The organism is Novosphingobium colocasiae, from assembly GCF_014652555.1.
GTDB lineage: Bacteria > Pseudomonadota > Alphaproteobacteria > Sphingomonadales > Sphingomonadaceae > Novosphingobium > Novosphingobium colocasiae.
In genome coordinates this window covers 1-10,574 of sequence record NZ_BMZA01000035.1, presented here as the reverse complement: position 1 = coordinate 10,574, position 10,574 = coordinate 1, and the positions used below count along the sequence as shown (strand labels likewise).

General features: G+C 58.3%; 8 protein-coding genes. 6 read left to right on the top strand and 2 right to left on the bottom strand.

Going from position 1 to position 10,574, the window contains the following annotated elements; genetic code table 11:
- Positions 1-272: 272 nt before the first annotated feature.
- Together IE122_RS17675 and IE122_RS17670 are read right to left on the bottom strand one after the other, a co-directional pair.
- Positions 273-1,052, bottom strand: coding sequence for an SDR family NAD(P)-dependent oxidoreductase (locus IE122_RS17675; protein ID WP_229814372.1), 780 nt, complete (start codon positions 1,050-1,052; stop codon positions 273-275).
- Positions 1,053-1,060: 8 nt separating this feature from the next.
- Entirely contained in the window at positions 1,061-2,230 is a 1,170-nt protein-coding gene (locus tag IE122_RS17670; protein ID WP_189622563.1) for an acyl-CoA dehydrogenase family protein, read from the bottom strand.
- 683 nt (positions 2,231-2,913) lie between these two features.
- On the opposite strand from IE122_RS17670, the gene IE122_RS17665 reads away from it, so the two are divergent.
- The 6 genes from IE122_RS17665 to IE122_RS17640 all read left to right on the top strand — a co-directional run bounded on the left by IE122_RS17665 (position 2,914) and on the right by IE122_RS17640 (position 10,273).
- On the top strand, positions 2,914-4,959 hold the full coding sequence (locus tag IE122_RS17665) for an acetoacetate--CoA ligase (RefSeq protein WP_229814370.1): 2,046 nt from the start codon (positions 2,914-2,916) through the stop codon (positions 4,957-4,959).
- Positions 4,956-5,192, top strand: coding sequence for a Clp protease/crotonase-like domain-containing protein (locus IE122_RS18445; protein ID WP_229814368.1), 237 nt, complete (start codon positions 4,956-4,958; stop codon positions 5,190-5,192). Before IE122_RS17665 ends, IE122_RS18445 begins: the two co-directional genes overlap by 4 nt.
- A 30-nt stretch (positions 5,193-5,222) precedes the next feature.
- Positions 5,223-6,395 (top strand): acetyl-CoA C-acetyltransferase, encoded by a 1,173-nt coding sequence (locus IE122_RS17655; RefSeq protein ID WP_189622562.1) that lies wholly within the window; start codon positions 5,223-5,225, stop codon positions 6,393-6,395.
- Positions 6,396-6,399: 4 nt separating this feature from the next.
- Positions 6,400-7,197 carry a crotonase/enoyl-CoA hydratase family protein gene (locus tag IE122_RS17650; protein WP_189622561.1) on the top strand — a complete coding sequence of 266 codons (798 nt, stop codon included), beginning with the start codon at positions 6,400-6,402 and terminating at the stop codon, positions 7,195-7,197.
- Between the two features lie 84 nt (positions 7,198-7,281).
- A complete protein-coding gene (locus tag IE122_RS17645) occupies positions 7,282-8,025 on the top strand; it encodes a TetR/AcrR family transcriptional regulator (RefSeq protein ID WP_189622560.1) in 744 nt (247 codons plus the stop codon).
- Positions 8,026-8,224: 199 nt separating this feature from the next.
- Positions 8,225-10,273, top strand: a complete 2,049-nt coding sequence (locus IE122_RS17640; RefSeq protein WP_189622559.1) for a 3-hydroxyacyl-CoA dehydrogenase NAD-binding domain-containing protein — start codon at positions 8,225-8,227, stop codon at positions 10,271-10,273.
- The last annotated feature ends 301 nt before the right edge of the window (positions 10,274-10,574 follow it).

Sequence of the window (10,574 nt, the reverse complement as noted above, 5' to 3'; positions counted from 1 at the left end):
GCCGCCAAACACCGATCGAGCTCGGGACACACCAGAGCGGCGGGCTCGTGAATAACCCGGGTTAGGTCACCTTCAAGCCAGGAATCACCAAGTAAGCTACAGCGCCAATCTCGGCGAAGCGATCCGTTACACACTCACCCACTGGGACGGACGGACTTTCACGCTTCCTCGACGTTGGCCGCGTCGATGTCGACAGTAACACGGTCGATCCGACGGCTCGCACTGCCGTCAGCGCCGTCGAGCCGCCTGTGCGATGCGGAGCAAGGCGCGCATCAGTCTATCGTAGCTTCGCCGCCCGACACGGGCAGGATGGCGCCTGTTACATGCCTGCCCGCACGTGAGGCAAGATAGAGTACAGCTCCGGCTATATCTTCAGGTGTGCCCGGTCGATCTCCGAGCGGGATCGAAGGCCGCGCCACATGCTCAGGGTGGTGTTCATCGAACCAGAATGCTGTCATCTTCGACTGGAAGATACCAGGAGCAATGGCGTTTACCGTTATGCCATCGGTGGCAAGAGCTTTCGCAAGGTGACGGGTCAACATGATCATGCCCGCCTTGCTGGCAGAGTAGGCGAAACTGTCCAGTGACGGGGGGCGAAGCCCATCTATCGAGGCGATATTTATGATCCGGGCAGGAGCTTCGGGCGACGTCGCTCCGCGCAGATTTGGCAACAGCCTCTGGATGAGCAAAAACGGCGCGGTCACATTGAGATTGAGTACCTTGTCGAACCCTGCGCGAGGATACGCTTCGATCGGCGCAGCCCAACTGGCTCCGGCATTGTTGACGAGTATGTCTAGCGGCTGATCACCCAGCGATCGGACAACCGCCTCTATTCCCGCGTCCTGCGAAAGGTCCGCCGCCAGTGCGTGACAGGTGCCCCATTCCGACAGCCTGTCGCGTGTAGCCGCAATATCAGCAGCCTTTCGCGAGCAGATCCAGACGTTGACACCGGCGCGCACCAGCCCTTCCGCGATCATCGCGCCGATGCCCAGGGACCCACCTGTGACCAGCGCGCTGCGGCCGCGCACGTCAAACAAAGACGAAATGTCCATCCCAATACCTACAGTGTACGTGCGATCATCAGTTTCATGATCTCGCTCGTACCTCCATAAATGCGGTTTACCCGGGCATCCTTATACGCGACGGCAATGGGATACTCATTCATATATCCATAGCCACCATGCAATTGCAGGCACTCGTCGACTAGCTTGCAGTGTTTTTCCGAAACCCAATATTTGGCCATGGATGCTGTAGGGCTATCGAGCTTGCCCTGCAGGTGCAGTCCAACGCAATGATCCACGAATACCCGGGCAACTGTCAGCTCAGTCTTCAGTTCGGCCAGTTTAAATTGAGTATTCTGGAAATCGATGATTGCCTTTCCGAACGCCTGGCGCTCCTTGACATAATCAATAGTCACCCGAAGAGCATATTCCATTGCTGCGACGCCTTGAACAGCGAGAATCAGGCGCTCCTGAGGCAGCTTCTCCATCAATTGTATGAAGCCTTGCCCTTCATCGAGTCCGAGGAGATTTGCCGTAGGAACCCGCAGGTCATTGAAGAACAGTTCGGACGTGTCGGCCATACTTCGGCCGATTTTATCCAGATTCCGCCCGCGCTCGAAGCCTTCGGCATCATTGGTATCTACGAGTATCAATGATGTACCCCTCGCTCCGGCCTTGGCGTCGGTCTTGGCGACAACGAGGATGAGGTTGGCATTCTGGCCATTGGTGATGAAGGTCTTCGAACCATTGATCACATAGTGATTGCCGTCCTTGCGCGCAGTTGTCTTCACGCCCTGCAAATCCGATCCCATTCCCGGCTCGGTCATGGCTATGGCCGTGATAACTTTGCCGGTTGCAATCTTGGGAAGCCAGGTCTGCTTCTGTTCTTCTGTGCCATAAGCTTCGATATAGGGCGCCACGATCGCATTATGCAGCGTGACATCCCATCCTTCGAAACCTCGCACGCCGATTTCGTACATCAGCACCGCTTCGTGACGGAAATCTCCACCCTGACCGCCATATTCCGCAGCGGTGGACAGCCCCAACAGACCTGCCGCGCCTGCCTTCTCCCAGAACGAGCGAGGGACGATGCCGGCCTCCCGCCACTTGGTGAGGGTTTCGGCAGGCGCTTCGCTATCGAGGAATTTGCCAACGCTGTCGCCGAACATCGCAAACTCTTCGTCGGCCATATATTCAGGTGTAGGCACGTTAATCACGGGCGTCGGCATCTAATCTCTCCGTTCGCAAAACTGTCGGGGGAGGCCCGATTCAGGCACGCGGTTCTAGCCGTGTCGATAACGTGAAGCGCTACATGTGGCAATAAGGTAGATTATTATGCCATCGCGCCTGATCGCAGCGCTGAATCTATCCAATTGATAATATTCAATTATACTGAATATCCGGTGCCGATAAATCAAACACGACTTGCAATCTTGTTCGTACAAAATTAGGCTTGGACACGTAAAAGCACGAGAGGCCCGGCATGAGTCCCAATGACCTGATTTTTGGAAAGGATCTCACGCTAATCGAAGCCCTCAAGATCGAGAGCGAGGTGCACCCCGAAAGTCGCGCAGCGCCGTCTCCAAGTGGCCGCGCATGCGCGCAATCGCTGGCACCTGAGAAAAAACGTCTGTTATTGACTGCCTGATCAATGCGGAGCCTCGGGAAGTTGTAAAGGCCTGCAAGCGGAGCGGGGGAGTAGCATGAAATTGGCGCTTTTCACTTCGAACGGTCAGACTGCAATCGGCATTGTCGTCGGCTACACAATTGTGCCGCTTCCAGAAATGGTCGGAGGCGTGGGCGGTGATATGAAGCCCCCCTCCCATGATTCTTCAGGCGGGCGACCGGGTTAGCGTGGAGATTGGGGGGCCTCGGCCATCTCGAGAATATTTGTGGTCGAACAGGAAAAAGCATGATGACCCAGAAAAGTGTTGGCAGCGCATCGGTTGGCGAGGGCGAGTTGCTCTGGATCCCTTCCAAGGCATTCAAGGATGCGGCGCAGATTACACGATATTTGGATTGGTTGGACCGCGAAAAGGGTCTGACATTCGCAGATTATGACTCGCTATGGCAATGGTCGGTAGCGGAACTGGATGCGTTCTGGCGGACGATATGGGAGTTTTTCAACATCGTCAGCGATGGTGAAATAGACAAGGTTCGCACGGGTTCAACCTTGGAGGCCACACGCTGGTTCGATGGCACCCGGGTTAACTATGCCGAACATCTCCTTCGCCATGAAGGTCAGGCTGCGCCTGGAGAAACGGCGTTAGTCCACTCTACCGAATTGCGCCCGCTGGCCACAATGAGTTGGGAGGAGCTTGGCGGCAAGGTTCGCATTTTGGCGACACGTCTTCGCGAACTGGGCGTTGTGCCGGGCGACCGCCTCGTGTCCTACATGCCCAATATCCCGGAGACGGCCATAGCGATGCTTGCCACGGTCGCCATAGGTGCGGTCTGGTCCGCAGCCGCTCCCGAATTCGGGGCCAAGACGGTAGTCGAGCGCTTTGCGCAAATTGCGCCAAAATTCGCCTTTGTCGCCGACGGTTACAGCTTCAATGGCCGAAGCTTCGACAGAAGGTCTGAAGTCGCGACAATCGCCGCGCACCTTCCCAGCCTGGAGAAGCTCATCTGGCTGCCCTATCTCGGTCTCGACCGGGAGATCGAAGCCGATGTGCCGATCATCAATCTTCAAGACCTGCTCGCAAGCCCCGCAGTAGCCCGTTCGGACTTCGAGTATACGCGCGTCGCACCGGAGCATCCGCTGTGGGTCCTGTTCTCGTCGGGCACCACGGGTGTGCCCAAAGCCATCGCACACGGCCATCAAGGTATATTGGCCGAACATCTCAAGGTGATGTCGCTTCATTGCAACCTGTCGCCTGGCAAGAGGATGTTCTTCTACACGACCACTGGCTGGATGATGTGGAATTCCGTCATGGCTGCACTCGTGACTGGCGCGTCGGCCGTCTTGTACGACGGAAGTCCGGTTCATGGCGGCGTCGATATGCTCTGGCGCATGGCTGCCGAAACCGGTACAACCTCTTTTGGGGCCAGCCCCACCCTGGTTCAGAATATGAAGAAGGCTGGTGTGCGGCCCGGAGAGCTCTATGATCTCTCTGCCCTTGAGTCCGTCATCGTTGGCGGCGCGCCCTCTACACCAGAGACTTTCCAGTGGTTCTTCGAGACGATCCGTGACGACCTTTGGGTGACATCGCAGTCTGGCGGGACAGAGGTCTGCAGCGGCTTTGTCACCGCCCTTCCATCACTGCCTGTCTATGCCGGAGAGATACAATGTCGCGGCCTTGGCATTGACGCTCATGTGTGGAGTGAAGACGGCGACGAGATCGTTGATGAGGTCGGCGAGTTAGTCATCACCAGCCCGATGCCGTCGGCGCCGCTCTTTTTCTGGGGGGACGCGGACGGTTCGCGATATCATGAAAGTTATTTCACGACTTTTCCGGGCGTGTGGCGGCATGGCGATCTCGCCAAGATCAATGCGAGAGGCGGCGTCTATATCTACGGTCGCTCGGATTCCACGCTGAACCGGTTTGGCGTGCGGATCGGGACGGCCGAGATCTATCGGGTCGTTGAACAGATACCGGGCATCCTCGATAGTCTTGTCGTGTGTTGCGAAACGCCTGACGGCGGTTTTTACATGCCCATGTTCGTGTCCCTCGAAGCGGGGAGGGTTCTCGATGATGGGTTGAAGGCAACAATAGCTGGACATCTACGTGACGATGCAAGCCCACGTCATGTGCCCGACGAAGTCCATCACATGCCGGCGATCCCCTACACCCTTACAGGCAAGAAGATGGAAGTGCCGATCCGCAAGCTGCTGATGGGCATGCCGGCCGAGAAGGTCGTGAGCCGTGACGCCATGGCAAATCCGGCGCTGCTGGACTGGATGCTGGAATTTGCGCAACGTCCGGAAGTCGTCGCCCGGCGGAGTGCCGCAGCTTGAACGAAGAGCAGAGCCAGGCTCGCCGGTCCGTCCGCCGCGATGGCCCTCTTCTCAAAGTCACGCTCGATAGGCCAGAATGCTTTAACGCTCTCAATCAGGCGATCGATGCCAGCGGACTCGAGGCAGTCATCGCCATGGAAGATCGCAACCAGGTACTATGCTCCCAAAGCGAGGACTTTGCTGAGGGGATTGCCGCTTTTCTCGAGAAGCGGCGGCCGAGCTACGCGCAGTGATTGTCGAACTCAAATCGGAAGGTCAATCGAATGTCTGAAGCCTATATTGTTGATGCTGTGCGCACGGCCGGTGGTCGTCGAAATGGTAAACTCGCCGGATGGCACCCCAATGATCTTGCTGCCCAGAGCCTGAACGCATTGCTTGACCGAACGGGAATCGATCCCGCCGCGATCGAGGATGTTATCATGGGCTGCGTCACGCAGGGTGGCGAACAATCGACGGCACTGGGCCGCAATGCGGTGCTTGCCTCGAAACTGCCCCAGACGGTGCCAGCCGTCACGATTGATCGTCAATGCGGTTCCTCGCAGCAAGCGGTCCAGTTCGCTGCTCAGGCGGTGCTATCCGGCACACAGGACGTCATCATAGCAGCCGGCGTGGAAAGCATGACGCGTATGCCGATGTACTCCAACGTCCACCTCTACGCTCAGGCCGGGATCGGGACCGGTCCCTGGAGCCAGCGCGTGCTGGATCGTTTTCAGGTTGCCGAATTCAGCCAGTTTCACGGCGCGCAGATGATCGCGGAAAAGCACGGGTTCACGCGCGAACAGCTCGATGCCTTCGCGCTTGAAAGCCATCGGCGTGGTGCGGCAGCCGCCCAGTCCGGTGCCTTCGAGGCGGAGATTGTTCCGGTCGAGATCGAAACTCCCGAAGGCCCGGCCCTTCACACGATCGACGAAGGCATTCGTTTCGATGCCACGATCGAATCGATTGGGTCGGTTCGGACGCTGGAAGAAGGCGGGATGATCACCGCTGCCAACGCCAGCCAGATCTGCGACGGCTCGTCCGCGGTTCTGATCGTCAACGAAGCTGCGCTGAAGGGGCATAATCTTACGCCCATGGCCCGCATACATAATGTAACGGTCACGGCCGGCGATCCGGTCATCATGCTTGAGGAACCCATTGAGGCAACGCGTCGCGCGCTCGCCAGGGCCGGCATGAAGATCGATGACATCGACCTGTACGAAGTCAACGAAGCGTTCGCGCCTGTGCCGCTTGCATGGCTCAAGGACATCGGCGCAGATCCGAGCAAGCTCAATGTCAATGGCGGGGCCATCTCGCTGGGGCATCCTCTGGGCGCTTCGGGCACCAAGCTGATGGCAACGCTCGTTCATGCCCTGCGTAATCGAAACAAGCGCTACGGGCTTCAGACCATGTGCGAAGGCGGTGGCATCGCGAACGTAACCATTATCGAGCGGCTGTAACATCGTGGAGCCCTCCCAGACATTCGCGAGCCGCGTCCGTGTCGAGATCAGTCATGATGTGGCAGATGTCCGGCTGGTGAGGGCCTCCAAACGCAATGCGCTCGACGGCGCGATGTTCGGGGCCATAGCCGACGCAATCGACTTTGTGGGTTCGTCTTCGGCCCGGGCTGTAGTGCTTTCAGGGGAAGGCAATGATTTCTGCGCCGGCCTGGATCTTGGCATGTTTGCCGAAATCCAGGCTGGAATTCCTCCGAGCGGCATTCCCAGGGATCTCGTGCGGCGGACACATGGACAATCCAATTTGCCGCAATTCTGCGTCATGGGCTGGCAGGCTTTGCCGGTCCCAGTGATCGCTGCCATCCATGGCTCAGCGATCGGCGGCGGCCTCCAGTTGGCGCTTGGCGCTGACATCAGGATTGTCCATCCCGATGCGAAATTGATGTTGAAGGAAGTGCATTGGGGACTGATCCCTGACATGGGGGCGTTCGCGCTGCTTCCGCAGCTAGTCAGGAGTGACCAGTTGCGGCGCATGATACTGGCATCAGCGCAGGTTTCAGGCCGAGAGGCGTTGGATATCGGACTGGCAACACAACTTGACGAGACGCCATGGCAAGCGGCCCACGAACTGGCCGGTCTTATGGCCAGAAGCGACAGTTCGGCTGTCGCGGCGGCAAAACGGCTGTGCAATGACGCTGACCTCGGCACCATGGCGATGCTGGAAAAGGAAGCCGCTGCCCAGCAGCGGCAAATCGACAGGTTGCTGGCAAGTGCCAGTCCAACGCCCGGCGGTCGTGTTTCGTAGATCACGCGCAGGCCAATGAATGACTGCGATACGAACCTTTCGCTGTCACTGGCGCCGGGTCCGGCTGCTTGTTAGGACGTTGCTATGGACGATACGGAGATTTTCGCGCTCGGCAATATGACGAACAGCAGCCAGGCTATGTTCGAGCGTCGCCGGCGCATATTGGACGAAGCCCGCAGAATGATAGGCCGCGGCGGTCTTGAAGCCTTCAATATCCGGGATTTGTGTGAGAAGGCCGGGGTCGCATCGCGCACACTTTATTATGCGTTCGACAGCAAAGAGAATATCATAGCCCTTGCGATCAAGGGCTATTTCGAGGCTTTTGACAGCAAGATTGGTATCGGTGAAAGCCTGAGCAGTTTCCAAGGCGCGCTTGCGCACCAGGTCACGACGACCGTGCGGAACCAGGAAATTCCGAACTATTTGCGCGCAGTGGCAGCGCTCTATTTCTCGCCATCTCTCCATGCCGACATCCGACGTGTCATGCTGGAGATCGGCACGCGATCGTGGCGGCCCTGGCTCCAGGCGGTGGGCCTTGGCCGGCAATTACGAAGGGGCGTCCAGGTCGATCGGATGCTGATAGACCTGTCTAATCTCCAGTTTGCCAAAGTCCACGAATGGGGCCTTGGCGAATTGTCGGATGATGCTTTCCTTGACCGGACCTTGGACGCGGTTCTTCTCTTGCTGCTGGGGGCGACCAAAGGCGCAGCGCTCAAGGACGTGCGAGAAAGCTACGACCAGTTGCAACGGTCTCCGGAGTTCAAGGAAGGTCTGATAGCGACGGCACATACCAGGATCATGGCACTTTCGAACACTCCAGCCGAGTAGGTGTCAGCGCAAAAGGGAAGACAAGCATCACAGAAGGTCATCGACCGAGCAGGCTATTGGAAGCTGCGGCGACGCGAGTGGCGAAAGAGAAAAATGTGGCCCTGCAGTAGGTTGCGACACACCGTCAACCTGAACAAACATACCAGAAGCGATATTCTGGGGTGTCCAGCACCCAGCGACAACACAGGAGAGAGACTATATGAGCGATGTCGGAACCATTATGATCGAAAGCGGCATCGGCGTTTTGACCATCGACAATCCGCCGGTGAACGCGCTCGGGTTCAAAACCCGCAAGGCGATTTTTGACGGTTTCAAGACGCTGGAAGCTGACGATAGGGTTCAGGCGATCGTCCTCATCTGCGGCGGCCGGACCTTCTTCGCAGGCGCCGACATTTCGGAGTTTGGAATGCCGTTTCAGCAGCCAGACCTCCGCGTCGTACTGGCAGCGCTTGAAAGATCGTCCAAGCCCCTGATTGCCGCGATCCACGGCACCGCGCTGGGCGGTGGCTATGAAACCGCGCTTGTGTGCCATTATCGGATAGCGGTGCCCTCAGCCAAGGTGGGTCTTCCGGAAGTGCATCTCGGGCTGCTTCCCGGTGCCGGCGGAACGCAGCGACTCCCCCGCGTCGTCGGTGTCGAAGCCGCGCTCGACATCATGACCACCGGTCGGCCAGTTCCGGCCAAGAAGGCTAAGGAACTCGGCATGATCGACGCTCTGGCCGAAGAGGGCAAGCTGCGCGAGGACGCTATCGCTTTTGCGCGGCAAATCCTCGAGAGCGCTGCGCCGCTGGTGCGGGTCCGGGATCGCGAGGACAAGATCGCGCCGGCGCGTGGCACGCCCGAGATTTACGCGGCGTTTTTGGAGAAGAACAAGCGGGCCTTCCGTGGCTTCAAGGCGCCGGCGAATATCGTCGCGGCCGTACAGGCGGCTGCAGAAACGGCCGATTTCGATGCAGGTCTGGTCCGTGAGGTCGAGCTGTTCGACGAGCTCATGGCTAGTAGTGAATCCGCAGCCCAGCGCTACTATTTCTTCGCAGAGCGCGAAACGACGAAGATCCCCACTGTCCCCTCGGCGACGCCCAAGGTGGACATCATCCAAGTCGGCGTAATCGGTGCCGGTACCATGGGCGGTGGGATTGCGATGAACTTTCTGAACATAGGCATGCCGGTGACACTAGTAGAGACAAGCCAGGCAGCGTTGGACCGGGGCATTTCTGTCATCCGACGTAACTATGAGATCACCGCCCAGAAGGGCCGCATGACGCAAGGGCAGGTCGAACAGCGCATGGCGCTAATTACGCCTGCGCTGGGCCTGGAGGCGCTCGCCGAGGTTGATTTGGTGATTGAAGCGGTGTTCGAAGAGATGGACGTAAAGAAGGACGTTTTCGGCAAGCTGGACAAGATCTGCAAGCAGGGGGCGCTGCTCGCATCGAACACCTCGTTCCTCGACGTCGACGAGATCGCATCGGTGACCTCGCGGCCGCAGAACGTGCTCGGCCTGCATTTCTTCTCACCGGCCAACGTTATGCGCTTGCTGGAAGTTGTGCGCGGAGAAAAAACTTCTAAAGAGGCAATCGCCACGGCAATGGCGCTCGGAAAGCGCCTTGGCAAAGTCCCCGTCTTGAGTGGTGTCTGTTTCGGCTTCATCGCAAATCGGATCATGACCCCTTACACTGCCGGAGCGATGAACGTTCTGCTGGAAGGCGGGACGCCGGAAGACGTCGATGCTGCGTTGGTAAGCTATGGCTTCGCGATGGGGCCGCTGGCCATGCTGGATCTCGTGGGTCTCGACGTGATCGGTCGGGAAAGCAGCGAGCGGACGATACCCAGCGAGCTGGTGAAGCTAGGCCGCCTTGGCCAGAAGCAGAACGGCGGCTTTTACGACTATGACGAAAAGCGATGTGCGACGCCGTCGCCGGTTGCCGCGAAGATTGTGGCCGATTTGTCGCGCGACCTCGGCGTCGAAAACAAGGGAACGCGGTCCGCCGAGCAGATCGTCGCCCAGTTGCTTTATCCAGTCGTGAATGAAGGTGCTAAAGTTTTGGAGGAAGGGATTGCGTTGCGCGCATCGGACATCGATGTCGCTGCGATCCTCGGCTATAATTGGCCGATATATACCGGCGGTCCGATGTTCTGGGCGGACACAGTTGGGTTAAGCAAAATAGTAGAGGGCCTGCGCGCGGCGGGGATAGAGCCGGCCGCGCTTCTTGTCCGCAAGGCCGAGGCGGGTGAGGCGTTGGCGCGCTGACTGTGGGCGACATGTCGCTGGCGATCGCCCGCCCATAACTTTGTGTTTGATCAGCGTTGTGCAGAGCGAGCGATGGCCAGCAACAGCGGGTACGTGATGGCGCCTTACCTGCCGCTCCAAATAGCTACGCTCCTGCGCCGTCAGAGCCAACGCCTCAACAGGCCGACCGCGCCCCATCCCTCTAACCCCGTCATGAAATCAGAAGCGCTCAATAATAAGGCTTACTTCAGTTCCAGATGACTAGCCTGTTTTATTCACGGAGGCGGGTGATAGGGTTGGCGGGAGTGGCGTAAGCGATTGC

Excerpts from the sequence above, each read along its gene's own strand:
- IE122_RS17675 (WP_229814372.1), bottom strand. The coding sequence starts at position 1,052 with ATGGACATTTCGTCTTTGTTTGACGTGCGCGGCCGCAGCGCGCTGGTC.
- IE122_RS17670 (WP_189622563.1), bottom strand. The coding sequence starts at position 2,230 with ATGCCGACGCCCGTGATTAACGTGCCTACACCTGAATATATGGCCGAC.
- IE122_RS17665 (WP_229814370.1), top strand. The coding sequence starts at position 2,914 with ATGATGACCCAGAAAAGTGTTGGCAGCGCATCGGTTGGCGAGGGCGAG.
- IE122_RS17655 (WP_189622562.1), top strand. The coding sequence starts at position 5,223 with ATGTCTGAAGCCTATATTGTTGATGCTGTGCGCACGGCCGGTGGTCGT.
- IE122_RS17645 (WP_189622560.1), top strand. The coding sequence starts at position 7,282 with ATGGACGATACGGAGATTTTCGCGCTCGGCAATATGACGAACAGCAGC.
- IE122_RS17640 (WP_189622559.1), top strand. The coding sequence starts at position 8,225 with ATGAGCGATGTCGGAACCATTATGATCGAAAGCGGCATCGGCGTTTTG.